The organism is Amphibacillus sp. MSJ-3, assembly GCF_018919165.1.
Lineage (GTDB): Bacteria > Bacillota > Bacilli > Bacillales > Amphibacillaceae > Amphibacillus.
In genome coordinates this window covers 53,722-74,274 of the sequence record NZ_JAHLQM010000011.1, presented here as the reverse complement: position 1 = coordinate 74,274, position 20,553 = coordinate 53,722, and the positions used below count along the sequence as shown (strand labels likewise).

Annotated in this window: 17 protein-coding genes and 2 pseudogenes; 9 read left to right on the top strand and 10 right to left on the bottom strand. The window is 36.9% G+C overall.

Translation table 11 applies throughout. From position 1 onward, the window contains the following. From tnpA to KQI76_RS05040, 3 genes and pseudogenes are all read left to right on the top strand, one after another. Positions 1 to 363: IS200/IS605 family transposase (gene tnpA, locus KQI76_RS05045; protein ID WP_216399227.1), on the top strand; the 363-nt coding region annotated here is incomplete at its 5' end. Continuing rightward, a pseudogene (locus KQI76_RS11735) lies at positions 357 to 440 on the top strand (RNA-guided endonuclease InsQ/TnpB family protein); the annotation flags it as partial. The gene tnpA and the pseudogene KQI76_RS11735, both read left to right, overlap by 7 nt. A 579-nt stretch (positions 441 to 1,019) precedes the next feature. Beyond that, positions 1,020 to 1,604, top strand: coding sequence for a DNA-3-methyladenine glycosylase I (locus KQI76_RS05040; RefSeq protein WP_216399226.1), 585 nt, complete (start codon positions 1,020 to 1,022; stop codon positions 1,602 to 1,604). A gap of 56 nt (positions 1,605 to 1,660) precedes the next feature. On the opposite strand, the gene KQI76_RS05035 is transcribed toward KQI76_RS05040, so the two are convergent. The 8 genes from KQI76_RS05035 to KQI76_RS05000 form a co-directional block, all read right to left on the bottom strand. After that, the gene (locus KQI76_RS05035; RefSeq protein WP_216399225.1) at positions 1,661 to 2,701 is read right to left on the bottom strand and encodes a MupG family TIM beta-alpha barrel fold protein; all 1,041 of its coding nucleotides are present in this window, start codon (positions 2,699 to 2,701) and stop codon (positions 1,661 to 1,663) included. After that, the gene (locus tag KQI76_RS05030) at positions 2,694 to 4,136 is read right to left on the bottom strand and encodes a PTS transporter subunit EIIC (protein ID WP_216399224.1); all 1,443 of its coding nucleotides are present in this window, start codon (positions 4,134 to 4,136) and stop codon (positions 2,694 to 2,696) included. Before KQI76_RS05030 ends, KQI76_RS05035 begins: the two co-directional genes overlap by 8 nt. A 21-nt stretch (positions 4,137 to 4,157) precedes the next feature. After that, entirely contained in the window at positions 4,158 to 5,051 is an 894-nt protein-coding gene (gene murQ, locus KQI76_RS05025) for an N-acetylmuramic acid 6-phosphate etherase (RefSeq protein WP_216399223.1), read from the bottom strand. Continuing rightward, on the bottom strand, positions 5,044 to 5,898 hold the full coding sequence (locus tag KQI76_RS05020; protein WP_216399222.1) for a MurR/RpiR family transcriptional regulator: 855 nt from the start codon (positions 5,896 to 5,898) through the stop codon (positions 5,044 to 5,046). Before KQI76_RS05020 ends, murQ begins: the two co-directional genes overlap by 8 nt. 508 nt (positions 5,899 to 6,406) lie before the next feature. After that, positions 6,407 to 6,787, bottom strand: coding sequence for a dihydroxyacetone kinase phosphoryl donor subunit DhaM (gene dhaM / locus KQI76_RS05015; protein ID WP_216399221.1), 381 nt, complete (start codon positions 6,785 to 6,787; stop codon positions 6,407 to 6,409). Next, a complete protein-coding gene (dhaL, locus tag KQI76_RS05010; protein WP_371817653.1) occupies positions 6,780 to 7,367 on the bottom strand; it encodes a dihydroxyacetone kinase subunit DhaL in 588 nt (195 codons plus the stop codon). The genes dhaM and dhaL overlap by 8 nt, the downstream gene beginning before the upstream one ends. Further along, on the bottom strand, positions 7,367 to 8,362 hold the full coding sequence (gene dhaK, locus KQI76_RS05005) for a dihydroxyacetone kinase subunit DhaK (protein ID WP_216399219.1): 996 nt from the start codon (positions 8,360 to 8,362) through the stop codon (positions 7,367 to 7,369). The genes dhaL and dhaK overlap by 1 nt, the downstream gene beginning before the upstream one ends. Positions 8,363 to 8,381: 19 nt before the next feature. Beyond that, positions 8,382 to 9,488 carry a glycerol dehydrogenase gene (locus KQI76_RS05000; RefSeq protein ID WP_216399218.1) on the bottom strand — a complete coding sequence of 369 codons (1,107 nt, stop codon included), beginning with the start codon at positions 9,486 to 9,488 and terminating at the stop codon, positions 8,382 to 8,384. Positions 9,489 to 9,652: 164 nt separating this feature from the next. Between KQI76_RS05000 and dhaS the strand changes: the two genes are divergently transcribed. Together dhaS and dhaQ are read left to right on the top strand one after the other, a co-directional pair. After that, complete coding sequence (gene dhaS, locus KQI76_RS04995; RefSeq protein ID WP_216399217.1) at positions 9,653 to 10,228, top strand: dihydroxyacetone kinase transcriptional activator DhaS; 576 nt, start codon at positions 9,653 to 9,655, stop codon at positions 10,226 to 10,228. Beyond that, positions 10,225 to 11,211 (top strand): DhaKLM operon coactivator DhaQ, encoded by a 987-nt coding sequence (dhaQ, locus tag KQI76_RS04990; protein ID WP_216399216.1) that lies wholly within the window; start codon positions 10,225 to 10,227, stop codon positions 11,209 to 11,211. Before dhaS ends, dhaQ begins: the two co-directional genes overlap by 4 nt. 925 nt (positions 11,212 to 12,136) lie before the next feature. Here dhaQ and KQI76_RS04985 read toward each other — a convergent pair. Further along, positions 12,137 to 13,846 carry an ABC transporter ATP-binding protein gene (locus KQI76_RS04985; protein WP_216399215.1) on the bottom strand — a complete coding sequence of 570 codons (1,710 nt, stop codon included), beginning with the start codon at positions 13,844 to 13,846 and terminating at the stop codon, positions 12,137 to 12,139. A gap of 117 nt (positions 13,847 to 13,963) precedes the next feature. Here KQI76_RS04985 and KQI76_RS04980 point away from each other — a divergent pair, with 117 nt between their 5' ends. The 4 genes from KQI76_RS04980 (at position 13,964) to KQI76_RS04965 (ending at position 20,043) form a co-directional block, all read left to right on the top strand. Further along, positions 13,964 to 15,376 (top strand): ABC transporter permease, encoded by a 1,413-nt coding sequence (locus KQI76_RS04980; RefSeq protein ID WP_253288812.1) that lies wholly within the window; start codon positions 13,964 to 13,966, stop codon positions 15,374 to 15,376. An 18-nt stretch (positions 15,377 to 15,394) separates the two neighbouring features. Further along, positions 15,395 to 16,888, top strand: a complete 1,494-nt coding sequence (locus KQI76_RS04975) for an ABC transporter permease (RefSeq protein WP_216399214.1) — start codon at positions 15,395 to 15,397, stop codon at positions 16,886 to 16,888. Between the two features lie 21 nt (positions 16,889 to 16,909). Beyond that, entirely contained in the window at positions 16,910 to 18,700 is a 1,791-nt protein-coding gene (locus tag KQI76_RS04970) for an ABC transporter substrate-binding protein (protein WP_216399213.1), read from the top strand. Between the two features lie 416 nt (positions 18,701 to 19,116). Further along, entirely contained in the window at positions 19,117 to 20,043 is a 927-nt protein-coding gene (locus tag KQI76_RS04965; RefSeq protein WP_216399212.1) for an alpha/beta hydrolase, read from the top strand. Between the two features lie 47 nt (positions 20,044 to 20,090). Here KQI76_RS04965 and KQI76_RS11730 read toward each other — a convergent pair. Further along, positions 20,091 to 20,390 (bottom strand): annotated as a pseudogene (locus KQI76_RS11730) (IS5/IS1182 family transposase); the annotation flags it as partial. Positions 20,391 to 20,553: the final 163 nt, after the last annotated feature.

The window sequence follows — 20,553 nt, the reverse complement described above, 5'->3', positions numbered from 1 at the left end:
TTGCACTATCATCTTGTGCTGGTTGTAAAATATCGCAGACAAGTATTTGATAATGAAATATCTGATTTTGCAAAAGATATGTTCGTTGAGATTGGAAGTAAATACAAAATTTCTTTAGTGGAATGGAATCACGATAAAGATCATATCCACATCTTATTCAAAGCACATCCTAACTCTGAATTATCAAAGTTCATTAACGCTTATAAGAGTGCAAGTTCTCGATTGATAAAGAGAGACTTTCCGCATATTAGAAAAAAACTATGGAAAGAAATGTTTTGGTCAAGAAGCTTCTGTCTGCTAACAACAGGCGGTGCTCCCATAGATACCCTTAAGCAATACATCGAAAACCAAGGTAAAAAGTGACTTGTGGTTTTGTGCTAGATCGTGACCACAATTCAGCAATCAATATCAAAAATGAGGGATTACGCTTATTAGCATAGAAACAAAAACTCTTGGAACAAGTGGGTTAGCTCGGTCAGTTTTCGTTGGCTAGTAAAAGTAGCGATAAGTCGAGAAGCCCCAACTTCAATTAGACCGCAAGGCAATAAGTGGTGGGTAGTTCACACATCTAAAACTATTGGAGTTAAAGTGAAACTTTAATCAGTGGGGAGGTTGGGCCTACAGGACGTAGGTCATGCAGACGTTACCACAGGACGTGGTGAGTTTAGTCTGCTTTCCCCTATCCGCAACTGACTGGGACTACGGTTACTCATCCCATTGAAAATATTTGTTACTACCACAAGGGTATGACCTAAAGGCCCTTGAACCAATCGGGACCTTACTGACAGTTGATCCGCCACATTTTACCCCATCCGATCCTATTCCCTTATATGATTGAAGTGAAGAAGTATACTGGTTTATCTATGATCAGACAAGGCTAATAAGATTAGTATCATGGTTAGAAAATATTTATCCAATGAAGGCAGTGAATTGTAGTACAAAAAAATCAATTGCTAAGTTTAGCTGTAAAATGGAGTTAGAGCAGATACGTAATAAATCAATAATTGGAGGAGATCTTGATGGAACGTTGTAAATGGGTAACAAATCATCCACTTTATCTTGATTATCATGATCATGAATGGGGCAAGCCAAATTTTGATGATCACTATTTATTTGAAATGCTTTGCTTAGAAGGTGCACAAGCAGGCTTAAGTTGGTTTACAATTTTACAAAAACGTGAAAACTATCGTAAGGCATTTGATAACTTTAACCCCAGTAAGATCATTAACTATGATCAAGAAAAAATCAAGCAGCTTCTTGATAACCCAGGTATTGTACGGAATAAACTAAAAATAAATAGTGTTATTTCAAATGCAAAAGCCTACCTGAAGATTGTTGAATCTGGACAAGCATTCTCAAATTATATTTGGCAATTCACTGATGGTAAGCCCATTATTAATCATTGGGAAAACGACCGCGAAGTCCCGGTCTCAACAGAAATTAGCGAACAAATCAGTAAACAATTAAAAAAAGACGGCTTTAAATTTGTCGGCCCTAAAATTTGCTATGCCTACATGCAAGCCGTTGGTCTAGTTAACGATCACACAATCAACTGTTTTTGCCATCCAAATAACCCCAAGAACATTTCTAATTTAAATCGGTAAATGCCCCCTCACATCATAAAGTGAAACTTTAATCAGTGGGGGGATTGGGTTTACAGTCAGTTAAGTGTGGTAAATTGAATCCGATCACCATTTTTTATCGAATCAATAATTGTTACATAAGAAGGATCAAGCTCACCAATTATGTTTACCCGTGGATCCTTTGGATAGTCTTGGCGGAGAATCTGAACCTCACCTGAATAACGACGATATTTAATATTATCCATTGTAATCATACCTCGTTTTCTTTCGTAACAATTTTGAGGCTTAATTTCTTCACCAATACTAGCATATCCTCTTGATTCTTGTAAGCGCATGAGGCCTTGTGGTGAATCGACTCGAATGGTAAAGACCTGATCATTCAGTGACATGGATTCTTCTATCCAATGGACGGGGATTTGAATCACACCACTTTTTTGATAAGCTTCGATTAGCTGGGCTTGCTGATCCGAAATTCGAACATCCCCAACAAAGATATGATCAATTTGATAATTTTGCACCAGATCTAAGTAAGCAAGATAAGGTAATAAATCACGATGGTGCTCAAGCGTTGGCAACCCCTCATAAATTGGACCACGTTTTTCCTGATCTCCTGGGATGAAGGCCATGATCTCAACAGAATGATGAATTAACTTATCATTTATTGACCGAAATAGCGACTGATCCAGCCCAGTCTCGGGACGAGGGTAAAAATTATGCATAGCATATATTGGCTGTTTTGTAGAAAGAATTTTATCGAAGTCCATTGTTGATGCATTATAAACAAAACTAAGTTTTTTCGAAAGTATTTCAATTTGTTTATCTGTAAAACCATAATCCAATCTGAGTACGGTTAGATGCATTATTTCCGCAAAAGTGGCTAAATCGGGGTCATTGAAATAATCAAGCGTCTTTGGTGAAACATCTGCAATGATTGAAAAACCATTCTCATATAACCAGTCACACATTTCTACAGCCTTTTTAAGATATGCTTGATCCATTTCTTCTATAATGTGAAAGGAAGTGAAGATAAAGCCTTCACTTCCTATTTGTCTTTTTAACATCTCCTTTTGCTGATCAAAAGTTGAAACATAAACTGAAAAACCAAGTGACTTATACATTCATTACATCTTCCTTTTTAATAAAGAGGTATGTGACAATAAAGCCCCCGATATACGAGATAAAAATACCAATGATGAAGTGAATCATCTTATCAGGATGCATTAAAGGAATGGCAACCAAGCCAGAAGGTCCCCAAGCATTAGCCATAACATTTGTCATCATGGCATAAGCACCACCGAATCCAGCGCCTAGACCGGCAGTAATAAAAGGTTTACCAAGTGGTAATGTGACCCCATAAATGAGGGGTTCTCCAATTCCTAAAATTCCGGCTGGTAATGCCCCTGTGATCACACGCATCAATCGTTCATTTCCTACCTTTTTACATAAAATATAAATAGCGATTGCTGCACCAACTTGACCGGCACCAGCCATTGCAAGTACAGGAAATAAAGTAACCCCACCTAATGCTTCAAGTTGAATAGCATAAATTGGAATCAAACCGTGGTGTAGCCCTAGTAATACCATAGGCAAGAATAGAGCAGCAAGAACATAACCCGATATAATATTGACAATCGTATACTCTGAACCAATAATTACACTTAAACCACTGACTAACCAATCAGATAGTAATCCAGATGCAGGCATAATAATAAAGACAAATAATATTGCTGTTATTAATAAAGTTAAGACTGGTGTCACAATTAAATCTAATACATCTGGAATTCGTTTACGGACTGCCTTTTCAATTTTGGCTAAAATGTAAACACCAAAAATAACCCCGATAATTCCACCTTTCCCTGTAGTCAAAATTGAATTCAATGGTTCCTCTGCATCATATAACCCAAATAACTGTGAAATATCAATTAGTGGAGCAGCAATTGACATTGCACCAACCATTCCTCCTAAAGCCTCGGTTGCACCAAACCGTTTTGCAGAGTTAATTCCAGTATAAATCGCAAAATAACCTAGAAATCCTGTACCAATTAGTGAAAAGAGGAGTCTGACTGTCTCCCAAAATTGACCGGCTAATGCCCCTTCACCTTGCAAGGTACCAATTAAACTGGCAAACCCATTAAAAATTCCTGCAGCAATAATTGCCGGGATCATTGGGATAAATATACCCGCAATTGTTTCTAGTGCTGTTTTTAATTTTCCTTGTTTTTGGCCTTTTTTAATGGCAGCTTTATTCTTTTGCCACTCATTACTTGTTGATGTTTCAGGTCGATTAGATGAATCTTGGTTAATATGGTAGTGCTCAATTAATAAATCCGCCAGTTTTTTTGCTTTCCCTGGTCCTACAACAATCTGTAAGGTTTCGGCTTCAACAACACCCATTACACCCTCTAGGTTTTTCAAATCATTGATTTTTACTTTTTCGTCATCTGCCAAACGAACTCTTAATCGTGTCATACAGTTTGTTGCGGATAGAATATTATCCTTTCCACCTACTAATTCAACAATCTCACTAAGTAACTGTTCATTTTTCTTAACCATTTTATCCACCTCTTCCTTTCATTAATTAAGTGTTTTTCGAATATGCCCATTAGCAACTTTTAACTTATGCTCTGCTGTTTCCAGATCACAATCTAATAAAATCATTGTAATGGCTAATTTCACGTTACCTTTACTTTTCTTAAGCTGTTCTTTTGCAACTGAACGACTTACATCTGTTGCAGTCATGACAATATTTTCGGATCTTATTTCTAATTTCTCATTCGTTCTTTGAACATCAACCATGAGATTTCGATAAACCTTACCAATCCCAACCATGGAGAGCGTTGATAACATATTTAAGACCATTTTTTGAGCACTACCTGCTTTTAATCTTGTTGAACCTGTAACAACTTCTGGACCCGTTACAACTTCAATCGCAATATTAGCAATCTTTCCAACTTCTGAATGCTCATTACAAGCTATCGCAACTGTTTCAGCACCAATTTGGTTTGCATATTCTAATCCTCCTATCACATAAGGTGTACGACCACTTGCTGCCAAGCCAACAACCACATCTTTTGAAGTTAATTGGATCTTCTTTAAATCATCTTTCCCCATCTCTCGACTATCTTCAGCACCTTCAATCGCATCAATTAACGCGTCCTCACCCCCCGCAATTAATCCAACAACCATTTCCTTCGGTGTTCCAAAAGTGGGTGGACATTCCGCCGCATCAAGGATACCCAAACGGCCACTTGTCCCGGCACCGATATAAATTAATCTTGCTCCCACCTCAAAAGCTGCAACAATTTGTTGAATAGCTAATTCTATTTGTGGCAATACTTCTTTAATTGCCAATGCAACCCTCATATCTTCTTCGTTCATTACCATTAACGCTTCTTGATATGACATTTGATCAAGATTTAATGTATTCGGATTTTGTTGTTCAGTCGTCATGTTGTCAAAATTAATCATTCTGATCCGACTCCTTCCGTATCTGTGTTTTTTCTAATATTTCAATTGACTCTTCATATTGCATATTTAGATAGGCTGTATAAAGAATATCAACCAAGTTAAGTTGTGAAATTCTCGAAGACATGGCACCACTACGAAATTCATATTCATTTGCTGCTACGTATAAATTATGGTCAGATAATTCAATGATGGGAGCGCTTCCATACTTTGTAATTGAAATAAGTTGTGCCTTGTTTTCTTTTGCTGCTTTCGCACATTCAATGATCTCGCTAGTTTGACCCGAATAGGAAAAAATAATACCTACATCCTTCGCCGTCATATTCCTTGCCATTAACAATTGCGTATGCCAGTCCTCACTTAGGTATGACATTTTATTAATTCGAGTGAATTTTAATTGCGCATCTTTGGCTACAATCTGCGATGCCCCAATTCCAAATAATACAAGTTTCTCACAATTATGAATTAATTCTACGCAACGTTTAATGACCACAGAATCAATTAAGTTAGATGTCTCCTCAAGTGATAAGATATTCTTGTTCATGACCTTATCAACGATTTCTTGAATAGAATCAGCTCGAGTAACATCGGGCATCTCTTTTGATTTATAACTTTTTCTAACCGCTTGTTCGTATATCAGTGACTTGGAAAATTCCTTATAACCAGAAAAACCATTTTTCTTGCAAAGACGAATAATTGATGAAGGTGAAGAAAAAGTTACTTCTGCTAACTTATAAATTGTCATTTGTGCAACCTGATCAGGATGATTTAGCACATAGTCAATAATGACTTGTTCAGTTGTACTCGCTTGATTCATAAACTCTCTTAATCTAATCGTTGCAATTTTCATAAAATGGCTCCTTCTCATTACACTTTGATCATATCACCTTAGAACTTAGTGTCAATAATTTTTACTATTTATGAAACATTATACCACAATGTGAACGTTTTCATCGATATAAGATACTTCTGTGAAACTTTTATTTGAGCATAAATGAATTGAACTTATTTCAAAGGAAAACCTGTTGGTAATTTATCTTTAAGAGTAAATACAGGGGGGAATGTACATTGATAAGGAAGAAAATAATTCTAAACCTTTTATGCCTAACGCGTTTTGGTTTAAACCTTTTCTTTGTTTAATAACCGGAAGAGGTTGGAATTACTAAATCAAAAACTTTATTGGTAAATGAAGATTTTTTTAACAGGATGGGACATCACCTTTGATCAGGTAAATTTAGGAGTTTCAGGACTGAGATGAAGTGGGAGAATCAAATAAAGTAAAAGTCATGAATAACACTCACACATCAGTTTGACGTGTGAGTGTTATTCATTTTTCCCTAAACTGTGATTAATACTGCTTACTTAATGACAAGCGGTGTCAATTGATTTTTTATATCAGCTAATTTATAGTTACCTTGTAATAAAGCAGCTGTGGTATAAGAACCTTCAATTAAAGCAGTATCCATCAAATGAATCTTTTTCTCGCTTGTATCTTGGACAACTTCCAAGGTCATTTTGGCACTGCCTAGATCATAAAAAGCGAATAGCTCATCACAATCATTTTCTTCAACAGCTGCTTGTATTTTGTCAAAACTAGAGCCAATATCGCCATCATCGGTCCCACCAGCATAAGTTATGGAAACGTCAGGCGCACTTTCTTTTAACAACAGATAAACCCCTCTTGCTAGCTCTTCTACGTGAGAAGTGATGATTATCCCTATCGATTGTTTTTTAGTCATTCAATATGTCCCCTTCTAGTAAGGCCTCGAACAAATAGGCGCTTGACATTGCACCGGGATCTATTTCCCCAATCGATCTGTCTCCTACATAAGAGGCTCTTCCTTTAGTTGCCTTCATCGGTTTTGTCGCTTGAACCGCTTCATCAATCACTTGTTTAGTCAATTGGTTTTCTTGAAGTGCTTCACATACTGGCACCCAAACATCGATCATTGTTTTCTCACCTGGCTCGGCCCGGCCCCGCTTTTTAATTCCATCCAATCCTGCCGAAATGATTACAGAAATGTCGCCCGTCTCTGATTGTTTAGCCATCTCCATAAAGGCAGAACCATAAAGCGGTCCAGAAGCTCCGCCAATTTTACTTAGCAGAGCCATAGCTGTTGTTTTAAAAACATCATTGGGCTCTTTAAATTCAGTTGATTGGAATTTTTCAAGCATAGCTTGAACACCACGTGCCATATTTGAACCATGGTCACCATCACCAATCAAACTATCTAACTCGCTTAAATAAGCCTTGTTCTCGATCACTTTTTCGCCAAAACTCGTCAGCCAATTTACTGTATTCTCTGTTGTTAGCATCATTATCCTCCCCAAGCTGTAACACGAACAGGCGCATTCAAATAATCCAACCATTCATTTTCTGTAAGCCGAATTAGTGTTAGTGATAAACCTGCCATATCAATTGAAGTCATTAAATTACCAATCTTCTTAAAGTCGACCTTTAGTCCTTCAGTTTCTAATTGTCCCTTGACATCGTTCATAAAAACATATTGCTCCATTAAAGGTGTAGCACCGAGACCGTTAACTAAAATGCCATAGTGGTCACCGGATTTCCAAGTAAAATCATCTTTCAGTTTTTCGATTAATTCTGCAGCAATATCTTTACTTGGTCTTATTTTATCACGACGGTAACCTGGCTCACCATGTATACCCACACCATATTCCATCATATCATCAGCTAGATTAAAACCTGGTTTTCCGACTTCAGGAACTGTTGCGGCATGGATTGCAACGCCAATCGTTTTTATTTGCTTCACTAATCGGTCACCTAGTGCTTTTAATTCCGGTAAACTTAAACCTTGCTCTGCTGCCGCACCAAGTATTTTATGGACAATAACGGTACCGGCTACGCCACGTTTTCCTGCTGTATAAGTACTATCTTCTACAGCGATATCATCATCTACAATCACTTTGTCGACAGCAATTCCTTCCGCTTCAGCAAGATCCAAAGCCATTTCAAAATTCATAACGTCACCCGTATAGTTCTTAATAATTAACAGAACTCCGGCACCACAATCCGTTGCTTTAATGGCTTCAAATACTTGATCAGGCGTTGGAGAAGTAAAAACCTCTCCACAGACGGCTGCATCAAGCATTCCCTGGCCAACAAAACCAGCATGACTTGGTTCGTGGCCACTTCCACCACCACTCACTAGTGAAACCTTTCCAGCTTGTTTGTCTTTTCTAATTACCACATTCGTGTTTTCTAATCGTTTTACTTTATCACTATGGGCATAGCAAAAACCTTCGAGCATTTCTTCTAAGATGTCACTCGGTTGATTTATGATTTTCTTCATCCTATATCATCCCCAAACCTTACAATTTACATCTTCTTTGATAGTCTTTAGTGTAAACATCGACAGCTTTTAATGCTTGGACAACATCATCTGGTGTTACTTTAAAAGGCATATTCTTCATTGTTTCATCAGGTGCAGTTGCTAGCTCACCAATTCGATAAAGTTCTTCATCTGTTGCTTTATCAAGATGAATACCTTCTAATGTAATAGGTAAATCAAGTTTGAGATAAAAGTCAATATAGCGTTCAAGCTCATCAATTGGTCGATTTTCTAAAACAAGTTGCGTCATCGTTCCATAAGATACTTTTTCCCCATGGGTTAAATGATGAATATCGCCTTCAACTGCAGTGAATCCATTGTGAATGGCATGTGCTGCAGCAAGCCCTGAATCCTCAAAGCCAAGTCCACTAAGCAAAGTATTGGCTTCAACAATTGCTTCTAGTGCAGGAGTAACAATTTTCTCTTTACTAGCCGCATATGCTTGTAGACCATAATCAAAGAGTACTTGTTCACATTTTTCAGCGATCGCAAAGCCTGCAATCGTCGCCTTTCCACCACTCATTGTCTCACCGTTTGCTTGTTGAACTGCACGAGCTTCAACTAAAGTAGCCATCGCATCAGATATACCAGAAGCTAGCATTCGGCTTGGTGCTTCCGCGATAATTTTTGTATCCATTAAGACAAGATCCGGATTCTTCTTATAAAATAAATACTGTTCAAATGCACCTTCTTCTGTGTAAATAACTGATAAACCAGACGTTGGTGCATCGGTAGAGGCTAGTGTTGGTACTACAACAATAGGAATTTTTAACTTATCAGCTATAGCTTTTGCAGCATCAATTGTTTTTCCGGCACCAACACCGATTATTGTTTCAACATCTGCATTTTGTCCTATTTCACTGACACGATTTATTTCTTTTATAGAACATTCGCCGCCAAAAGTCACTTTTGTAATTTCAAAGTCATTTTTAAGGCTTTCAATCAATTGATCTGCAGCAATTTCCTGAACAAATTCATCAGCTAATACAAGCAATCGCTTCCCAAAGTGTGCCAAATATTCTGCGCTGTGATTAATTAAATCTTTTCCTTGAATATAACGACTGGGACTTACAAAAATTTTATCCATTAAAAATCCTCCTCTTTATTTGGTTATTTTAATAACCTTACCTTAATCATACAATGTAAGCGCTATTATTAAAACGGACATCTTTTTAAATCTGTCAAAATTAAGTGATGAGAATCTTACGAAATTCGTATTTATCAGTTACAATAGGCATTAAGGGTGATCATATGAGGACATCAATTATAACCAAAAAGATAATCGCAACCACACTTAAAGACTTAATGAAAACAGAACCATTCGTTAAAATATCAGTTAGCGATATCATGAAGGCTTGTCAAATGCGAAGACAAACCTTCTATTATCATTTCCAAGATAAATATGAATTACTGGAATGGATCTATCAATATGAAACAAAGGAAAATATTATTGATTTTTTAGATTATGAAAGTTGGGAAAATATCTTCAATCAATTATTTGATTACTTTTATCAAAATCAATTATTCTATAAAAATGCATTTGAGGTAACTGAACAGAACTCCTTTATTGAATATTTGTCCACTCACATTAAAACACTTTATTTAAAAGCTTTTGAAGATATGTTACGGGATAGTAATAAGCACTTGGACCAGCAAGAACTTGATATTTTAGCATCTTTTTATAGTCATGGGTTTGTTGGTTTGGTTAAAGAGTGGATTGAGAAGTCTTGTGTTTATTCGCCCGAGATGATGGCGAGTATAATTAGACAACAGGTTCTTAATCAATTAAGAACCATCACTGGTAATGAGGAAGGTGATCTAAAATGAAAAATATCATAAATAACTCCAATCAGATGGTGAACGAGATGCTGAAAGGCTTTTATTTTGCTAATCAAGATCGAGTAAAATTTAATCAAAAAAATAAAATTATTTATCGAGAGCAAAAGCCATATGTTGCCCTAGTTAGCGGGGGTGGAAGTGGTCATGAACCTGCACACCTCGGATATGTCGGTGATGGGATGCTAAATGCTGCCGTCCAGGGCAAATTGTTTACCCCTCCATATCCAAAGCAAATTATTGAAGCCATTAGACTAACTGATTCAGGTGCTGGAGTGCTTTTAATAGTTAAGAATTTTGCTGCTGATGTTGAATTATTTACAGAAGCAATGAACATAATGAGGGCCAAAGGACATAAGGTTGATATGGTCATTGTTAATGATGATGTTTCTATTGAAAATAAAGAAACATTTCAAAAACGGAAACGCGGGGTAGCTGGAACTGTATTAGTTCATAAAATACTCGGAGCAGCCGCTAAAGAAGGCGCTTCTCTTGAAAAACTAAAAATTTTAGGGGACACGGTTACAAAGAATATTCATACATTAGGTGTTGCCATAGAGCCAACAATTATTCCAGAAAACCATAGCCCATCATTTAAGTTATCTGATAGTGAAGTTTACTTTGGAATCGGCATTCATGGTGAAAAAGGATATCGTAAGGAAACCTTTTACTCATCAGAACAGTTAGCAATTGAATTAGTCAATAAATTAAAAAGCTTATATAAATGGAAGAGCGGTGACCGCTATGCCGTCTTAGTGAATGGACTTGGCGCAACCCCACTGATGGAACAGTATATTTTCGCCAACGATATTAGGCGACTGCTGGCATTAGAACAATTAGAAGTTCAATTTGTTAAAGTAGGCACACACCTAACATCATTTAACATGCACGGGATTTCGTTATCAATGATAAAAATTGATAACCCCAAATGGATAGATTATTTAAATGCTCCAACCAACGCAACGGGATGGTGATTTTCACCATATAAAACACATCAATACTTTTGAAAATTATTGACTGCAACCAGAAACCATATGACAATAAAGTGGAACTTCAATCGGTGAGGGTTAGGCCTAGAGGACCTAGGCCATGCAGACATTACCACAGGACGGGTGGATTTAGTCTGCGTCCACCCATCCCCCAATGAATGGGATTGGGGTTGGGACTGCGACTGGACTGCAGTTACTCGTCCCACTGGAGGGATTTGTGATTACTCATCCCACCGAAAGGATTTGCGGTTACTCGTCCAATCGAAGAGATTTGTGATTACTCATCCCACCGGAATGATTTACGGTTACCCGCCCAATCGAAGGGATTTGTGATTACTCACCAAAGCGAAAATATTTATTCCTACCACAAGGATATGATCTAAGGACCCTTCAACCAATCAGGCCGTTACTATCAGTTGATCTCCCACTTCCAATGCTTAGTTTTCTTCGAATGCTTGAAATGGGAGTCTTACTGACAGTTGCACTGCGATAAAATGGTTCTGAGTAACTGTATTAAAAACTCAGAACCATTTTTATTTTTCACCTAAAAGATGAACCTTCATTCAGTGGAGGTTTTCAATTAGTTGATCTACGGACACCCTATCCCTACTTTTGTTAAGTCGCGAGCATCCTATAGCTTTTGGAGGATGCTCCCAAATTCTGCGATTTGCTCTCAACTTTCCAAATTTGTTCTCAACTTTTCGAAAATGCTCTCAACTTTTGCGATTTGCTCTCAACTTTTCGAAAATGCTCTCAAATTCTGCGATTTGTTCTCAACTTTCACGATTTGCTCTCAACTTCTGCGATTTGCTCTCAACTTCCGTGAAATGCTCTCAACCTCACCAAAACACGCTCATCCTCCAAAATATACCCGCAACTTAAACAACTATTAGCCCTTTCTCTGGTGTAATCATACTAACACCCAATGTTTTGGTCTTTTCTCTTCAAAAATGTTTTGTTCAAAAGAATAACTCTGTAGCTTAATATCATGTTCACGGATTTTCTTCGCTTCAATCTTTGGATCTGGTATCGGTACTGCTTCGAGCAATGATTTAGTATAAGGATGAATTGGATATTGATAAAGTTCTTCACTTTCCGCAACTTCTATAATTTTTCCATCATACATCACTGCGATTCGGTCACAAAGATGTTTTACCATAGCTAAATCGTGTGCAATAAATAAATAGGTTAAACCGAGTTGTTTTTGTAGATCCTGTAAAAGATCAACTATCTGTGCTTGAATGGAGACATCGAGTGCAGATAGAGGTTCATCACAGACGATAAACTTGGGTTTTACAGCTAAGGCCCGAGCAATGCCAATACGTTGTTGTTGACCACCAGAAAATTCGTGTGGATATCGATTAGCATGTTCCTTCTCTAATCCAACTAATTCTAATAATTCCTCCACTCTTCTCCGTCTGTCTTTTTTCGTTCGGCATAGTTTGTGAATATCCAAGGGTTGCCCAATAATATCGAGTACCTTCATTCTTGGATTTAATGAGGCTTGTGGGTCTTGGAAAATAATTTGAATATCACGACGTAATATTTTTAACTCTTTTCGCGAAAAATGATGGATGCCCATCCCTTGATAGAGTACTTCGCCATCTGTTGCTTGTTGAAGTTGTAATAAAAGTCGACCTGTTGTTGACTTGCCCGAGCCAGATTCCCCAACTAATCCCAACGTTTCGCCTTGATGAATTTTAAAATCAATTTGATCAACAGCACGTACGGTACCGCCTAATTTTAGTTGATAAACTTTTTGTAACTGACGGACATCAACGAGTGGCTCTGTTTCAGAAAAAACTTTAGCCTGGCGAGTCGCCTTTTTTTGGTCAATTCGTGGTAATGCTTTTAGTAAACGCTGTGTATATGGATGCTGCGGTTGATTGAAAATAGTTGTTGTATCATTTTGTTCAACAATTTCTCCATCTTTCATCACCACTACACGATCACACATACCAGCGACGACACCAAAATCATGTGTAATTAATATAATGCTCATATCAAATGTATCTTGCAACTTCTTCATTAATTGTAAAATTTGCGCCTGAATTCTAACATCTAAAGCGGTTGTTGGTTCATCAGCAATAAGTAATTTGGGCTTACAAACAAGCGCCATTGCAATCATTGCTCGTTGTAACATCCCACCAGAGAATTCATGTGGATATTGATGATAACGTTCGTTTGGATTTGTAATTCCAACTAATTCAAGCATGTTTAAGGTTTCCTTTTTAGCCTTTGAGGCGGAAAGGCCACGATGCTTGATACACATTTCATCAATTTGTTTGCCTATTTTAATTGTTGGATTAAATGAACTCATTGGATCTTGAAATATCATACCTATCTCTCGACCACGAATGGTTTCCATTTCTTTTTCGTTAAATGATGAGATCATCTGTTCTTCATATTGAACCGTTCCTGAAGTTATCTGAGCTGAGTGAGAAGGAAGTAGTTGCATAATAGCTTTAGCTGTCACACTTTTCCCAGAACCTGATTCACCAACTATTCCCAAAGTCTCACCTTTATGAACCGACAGCGAAATATGCTTTACCGCTTCAATATCTTGTCGACTTGTTTTAAATACAACACTTAAATCATTTATTGATAATAAATTATCCATAAGCAACGCTCCATTAAATTAATTATTTGACATCTGATTAAAAACTTTCTATAATCTTCTTTACACTATACTATACTAAACGAATAGGAATTATCAAGTTTGGAGGTGACTATCTAGTTGGCTACATTAAATCAACCAAATAAGCTTTCCAAAGGTTATACAATCATTTACCAACACCATTTATTAAGATGGCTCCAATGGGTGGTGGGTGCTCCCGTCCATTTAATCGTCTTGTTTTTATTTTTTAATAAAAGAAAGGGCACAAATTACAACGATTTATTAAAGAAAAAAATTAATGAGCTAAAACATTCAAAGTTAGCTGAACAATTATTCATTGATTATGGAAATCAATATGATCGAAAGCAAAAGTACTTTAATCAATCGATCGAGATAAATAAAAAAAATCAATTTGTTTCAAAGCAAGTTGAGCGACAATTAAATAAGCTTGCTCAACAAGAATTAGCCTCCCACAAACTTAAACCGATCAAATATATTGATTATTTTCAGTCATTATTGGAGAATAACTTGTTTCTTACATTAAGCTTTATCCCTGGTTTTATCTTATATAGTCTATGTTTTATTTACCAAAATGCTTTTGTTCGTTATATTTTTGAACGAATGGTCATGACAATCTTTGTTATCTTTTCTGTCATTGTCGTTGTTTTTACGATTCTTTATATTTCACCATCAGATGCAGCTGCTAATATTCTGGGTGAATCAGCAACAATGGAGCAAAGACTTGCCTTTAACAAACAATATGGACTAGATCAACCTTACTTTGTTCAACTATGGAATGCTTTAAAAGGATTTCTCACTTTTGACCTAGGTCATTCATTTACAGGCAATGAAGTCATTATGACCAGCATATCCAACCGTTTTCCAGTTACTTTAACACTGGCTGTCTCATCACTGATCTTAGCAGTGATCATCGCAGTACCAATAGGGATGATATCCGCAGCTAAAGTAAATTCATTTTGGGATTACAGTTTTATGTTTTTCGCGCTAATTGGCTTATCGATCCCAAGTTTTTGGCAGGGCTTAATCTTTATTTTAGTTTTTTCAATTAGGGGCAATTTATTGCCGGCAACTTATTCACCTAATAACATCTTATCTTTAATCATGCCCATCGCTGTTTTAGGAACTGGATTAGCTGCTGCAATTGCAAGAATGACAAGATCATCAATGCTCGAAGTGATGCATGAGGATTATATGATTACAGCGAAAGCCAAAGGGCTATCTAATAAGGAAACCTTTATACGCCATGGTTTACGTAATGCCTGGATTCCTATTCTAACTGTAATTGGACTTCAATTTGGCGCCATGCTTGGTGGTGCAGCAGTAACAGAAAAGGTATTCAATATTAGTGGTTTAGGGAGCTACATTGTTGATAAACAATTTATCCCTGACATTCCTGCTATTCTTGCGGGAGTTGTCTATATCGCAATAACTATTTCTGTCGTTAACCTGGTTGTTGACCTACTTTATGCCTTGTTAAATCCACGAATTCGGGCTCATTTGAAAAATAATTAGCAGGGGAGGTAGATCGTATTGGGTCAACGAAATCGTCAATCACTTGAACAATCTGATTTATATAAGCACGGACACTTTTCACTTGTTATCTCACTAGCCTTAGCCCTTTTATTCTTATTCAACAGCTATCAAGTAAGTAGTCAATCATGGAGTATTGGATTTGTTTCACTAACAATTATTTATACGATCATCAGTATTTATCAGATCATGCTGATTTATCTTTTACGAAATGATTTATTAAGAAACGGTGAAATTCAACGTCGAACACGGATTTTAGGAAGTGTCCAATTATTATCCTTATTAGTTGGAAATGTCTTTACCGTCACATTTGCCTTTCGTTTATTAAAAACAGAGTCTTCCATAAACTATACATTTGCTTATTATCTGTTTATCACCGATTTTTTAGTTATTGGTGTTACACTGTTAAATCTATTTAAACCATATGTATCGAACCACTTTATTTTATTAATGGGAATACTCATAGCCCTACTTTTGATTGATATTATAGTTATCATTTTCCTAATCAAATATGATCAGCAATTAAATCAGTTCAAGAAATCAATGAAATGGTTAGCAGTTTTCTTGTTGATCACGAGTTTAACGGGTAACATTTTCCGAATTATTTTGGGTTATAGTTTATGGCTACAAAACTCAAAACAAGATCAAGCCAGCATTGATAAATGGTACTTTTTCTGGGTGAAATTGAACAAAAGCTTTACGGCCATGATTGGTTTACTATTTATTACTTTTACCCTATCCATATCGATAACAAGCCACGGAACATTTGTCACCAGTTTCGCAACAGCAAATAATTACGGTGACCTCTTAATGGAACCGAGTTTGGTTCACCCATTTGGAACTGATAACTTCGGGCGCGATGTATTTTCACGAATTATCTTTGGTGCAAGGATTTCATTATTGATTGGACTATTAACAACCCTGATTCCTCTCGTTGTTGGTGGTATTTTAGGAGCGCTAGCCGGTTATTATAATCATGCAATTGATCAAACAATCATGCGTTTCTTAGATATTTTATATGCAATTCCAGGCATACTGCTTGCCATTGCCATTATTGCTGCCTTTGGTTCAAGTACAGTCAATCTTGTGATTGCCTTAAGTATTGGTTCAATTCCAACCTACGCAAGAACAATGAGAGCGAATATTTTGATGGTAGCCAATCTAGATTATATTGAAGCAGCTAAAGCATTAGGGGAATCCGATTGGGTCATTCTAATCAAACATGCAATTCCAAATGCCTTTGCACCTATGATTGTCCGAGCAACCTTGACAATCGGCAGTGCCGTCATCGCTACTGGTAGTCTTAGTTTTCTTGGATTGGGTGTCGAACCACATGTACCTGAGTGGGGAAATGTGTTAAGAATTGGAAGTAGTTATTTAGAAACAGAACCTTACCTAGCCATTTTTCCAGGGCTAGCCATTATCTTACTTGTCCTCGCCTTTAACTTTTTTGGTGATGGACTGCGAGATGCATTAGATCCAAAAGTAAATTAAACCATATGAGGGGGAAATTAAATGAGGAAATTAAGTTTTATTTTTTTAGCTGCAATTAGTTTATTTATTACAGGATGCGTCAGTACGGAATCAGATGTCCAGGGAGAGCCTTCAAACGATTCTGAGCAAACCGAAAAACCAACAATAGAAATACTTGGCATAAGCACAGGTGAAGATGATTTAAACATTCTTCGTGATCAATTAACAAGTAATGGATTTAATGTTGAATTAAATATTCAACCTGATTACGGTAGTTTTACAACACAAAAAGAAGCCGGAAATTATGATCTAGCTTTAAATAGCTGGACAACAGTAACTGGGAATCCAGATTATGCCGTTCGTTCACTCTTTACTTCCGATGGAGATAACAGTTTATTTGCTGATGAACAGGCAGATCAACTCATTGACTTAGCCAGTACACAATTACCTGAAGATTATCAACAAACCTATACTGACTTAGAACAGCATATTGTTTTTGATCAGGCTTATATTGTACCTTTATATATTTCATACAAGGCACAAGGTGTTAATCACGAAATTATTAATGAAGAAACAGTTCGCTTGCCAAAATCTCGAGCTGCAGTATGGGAAGCCGTTGACTTTAATGATCAAGATCTAAGAGAAAGTGAGCCTTTACTTGTTCATCAAAGCAATAATTCATTAACTTCTCTTGATCCGATTAAAGGAAACGATGGCTCAATTAACACACTTAATACTAATATGTATGTTCGGTTAGTCAATCTAACAGATGATGATCAAGTCGTCTCTGATGGATCCTTATCTTTAAATCATGTTATTGCAGAAGGAAGTCAAGATTACTATTTCATTTTACGTGATGATATTAATTTTGCCGCAGTTGAAGATGGAACAGCTGTTGACACTGGTGAACGAGTCGGAGCTGAAGATGTTAAATTTTCACTTGAACGTGCGAAAGATCCGAATTCAGTTCCCGATCATAGAACATACAGCTTACATGAAAGTATGGACACAATCGAAATCGTTGAAGATCTTAGCGAGTTAGATGTAGAAGCATCTGATGGTGGTACGGTTAGGGAAGCATTAGAAGCTGATTTAGCTGTCGCTATTTCCAACTTAACAAGCGATAAGACAGAAGTTGATAATGCAGCTGGGATTTATCAAGTGGTTAAAGTGACAACACATGAGCCCTTCCCACAAGTATTAAACTATCTTGCCCACCAATCTGCCGGTATTGTCTCAAAACAGCAAGTAGAGAGCATCAATACATTTGATGTCGAGGAATATGATGTTAATAAAGATATCGCTTATGGCGATCAACAAACCGTCACTAAAGATAGTGGGATCGAAAACACAATCTATGCCAGTGGACCTTATATACTAATAGAGAAAGATGACTATGAAGCACAGTTTATAAAAAATCCTGCCTATCTACCAAATACAGAATATGAACCTAAAATTAATGAAGTAATCGTTAAATTTATCCAAGACTCTGAAACTGCACTTTCAGCATTAAGAAATGATGAAATTCATATTTTAAATGGTGTTGCAGAAAATCGATACGATACCGTCGTTGATGATGACCGTTTAACCTTACAACAAAATGAAAGCAATGCTGTGACCTACTTAAACTTCAATATGAATGATCGGGAGGTATCTACCAATACAGCCCTTCGCCAAGCTATATTGTATTCAATTAATCAAGATGCATTTATTTCATTTTATCAAGGTAATAAAATGCCAGCGGTATCAACGGTTAGCCCGCTTGTAAAGACAGACTTAAAACTTGAAGCAAATCCAGATGAAGTCCAACGGTTACTCAGTGAAATAGAGTAAATCTAACCCTCATTGGGAAGTCATCCCCAATGGGGGCTAAATAAAGATATTAAATTTGTTATTGACCGTTACGCCCTACTGATCATCCACTCCGATCTTTTAAATAATCATTGTTGAGATCTATATTTACTTAATCGGCAAAAAGTAACCTTTAATTTGCTTCAACACATTGAATCAAACCCTAGGAAAATGAATTTTTTGATTTTCTTAGGGTTCTTTTTTATACACTGGAATACTTCTCAAAACATCCTTCAAGTTAATCAATCCACTAACTGTTTAATCCTATTCACCTAGAAGTGCTTATAGTTTATCTCATTTCTTATTTTAAATAGCTTCTCCAGTAATAAATTTGCTCGCGATAATGAGTTAAATCAGCTAAACTAATAATAAACGAAATTATAACGGAGTTGATCGAATTGATAGAAGAATTATGGTTAACACAATCAGATGGACAAGAGGTATATATTAAAAAATGGCTAGATCAGAAACAGCCACCAATAGCAGTTGTTCAAATTGCACATGGAATGGCAGAACATAGCGGACGCTATCATGAATTTGCTAATTTCCTTGTCTCACACGGCTTTGTTGTATATGCTAACGACCACCGTGGACATGGGAAAACGGGTGAAAAGATGGGAGTAATGGGCTACTATGCTGACGAAGATGGATTTGAACGTACTGTTGAAGATTTAAAAATGATTAATGACCAAATTCATCAGGCCTATCCAGAATTACCTGTCTTTATGCTAGGACATAGCATGGGCTCCTTTCTAGTTCGACGATTTATTCAGCGCTATTCAAAGGCAATTGATGGGGTTATCATCTCAGGGACAGGTGCTGGGAAAGGATTAGCTGGAAAAATTGGACGATTCATTGCTCGTTCAGAGATTAAGAGACATGGGGCCAAATCAGAAAGCCCGTTAATGGATAAATTAAGTTTTGGCCAGTTTAATAAAAAATTCAAAAATTCAGGTAGCTGGATTTCAAGCGACCCTAAAACCGTTCAGGCCTATCAAGAGGATCCTTACTGTGGCTTTATTTCAACAGCTGGATTTTACCATGATTTACTTGGAGGCATTGAATTAATTCATAAACAATCTGAGATCGCACGGATTGATCCGTCATTACCGATGCTTATTATCAGTGGTGAATCTGATCCAGTTGGTGACTTTGGCAAAGGGGTTAAACGTGTCGTTAAAGACTACCAAACAGCTGGCATTCAATCAATTAAACTGATCCTCTATCCAGAGGGCCGCCATGAAATGTTATTTGAAGTTAACAGGGATCAAGTGATGGAGGATATCCTAGCATGGTTAACTAAAACACTTTCACATATCAAGTGAACCTTTCCCAACTGATTACTGGTTGAAGTTTCACTTGATAAGGGAAATCAAAGGGCTGGGACAACTAGTCCCACTGAGTAAAAAATGGTTCTATTTACGGTTTGTTCGAAAATAGAACCATTTTCATTTTTGTAGTGGTTTGAATGCTTTGGAGTCTTAGAGTTATTAGCCGTGAATTTCCTTAAGTTCACAGCCAATAACGCAAATCCTAGTTCATTGTGTACTTTGGATTTACCTTTTAAAGATAAACAAGTGAAACCAAAATTAGCCTTAAAAAACCAAAAGAACGGCTCAACATCCATTTTACCTTGACCGTAAGTTCCGCCAGTCTTTTCTTCTAAAAGCTTTCTCTCATATCTTCTTTTTGTGTTTCTTCTTATGATCCATTATCAGGAGCGCCCAGCCAGTGATTGGAACAGCGGGTGGCGACTCCAGCGGGGAAAGTGCGAGTCCGAAAATCCTTATTGCGACACGGTAGTGGAGCAATAAGGAATGTTAGACTAAAACCGC

Coding starts and splice junctions, on each gene's coding strand:
- dhaQ (WP_216399216.1), top strand. CDS start 10,225: ATGAAAAATATCATAAATAACTCCAATCAGATGGTGAACGAGATGCTG.
- KQI76_RS04970 (WP_216399213.1), top strand. CDS start 16,910: ATGAGGAAATTAAGTTTTATTTTTTTAGCTGCAATTAGTTTATTTATT.
- KQI76_RS04985 (WP_216399215.1), bottom strand. CDS start 13,846: ATGGATAATTTATTATCAATAAATGATTTAAGTGTTGTATTTAAAACA.
- dhaM (WP_216399221.1), bottom strand. CDS start 6,787: ATGACTAAAAAACAATCGATAGGGATAATCATCACTTCTCACGTAGAA.
- dhaS (WP_216399217.1), top strand. CDS start 9,653: ATGAGGACATCAATTATAACCAAAAAGATAATCGCAACCACACTTAAA.
- KQI76_RS05035 (WP_216399225.1), bottom strand. CDS start 2,701: ATGTATAAGTCACTTGGTTTTTCAGTTTATGTTTCAACTTTTGATCAG.
- murQ (WP_216399223.1), bottom strand. CDS start 5,051: ATGATTAATTTTGACAACATGACGACTGAACAACAAAATCCGAATACA.
- KQI76_RS05030 (WP_216399224.1), bottom strand. CDS start 4,136: ATGGTTAAGAAAAATGAACAGTTACTTAGTGAGATTGTTGAATTAGTA.
- dhaL (WP_371817653.1), bottom strand. CDS start 7,367: ATGATGCTAACAACAGAGAATACAGTAAATTGGCTGACGAGTTTTGGC.
- dhaK (WP_216399219.1), bottom strand. CDS start 8,362: ATGAAGAAAATCATAAATCAACCGAGTGACATCTTAGAAGAAATGCTC.
- KQI76_RS05020 (WP_216399222.1), bottom strand. CDS start 5,898: ATGAAAATTGCAACGATTAGATTAAGAGAGTTTATGAATCAAGCGAGT.
- KQI76_RS05040 (WP_216399226.1), top strand. CDS start 1,020: ATGGAACGTTGTAAATGGGTAACAAATCATCCACTTTATCTTGATTAT.
- KQI76_RS05000 (WP_216399218.1), bottom strand. CDS start 9,488: ATGGATAAAATTTTTGTAAGTCCCAGTCGTTATATTCAAGGAAAAGAT.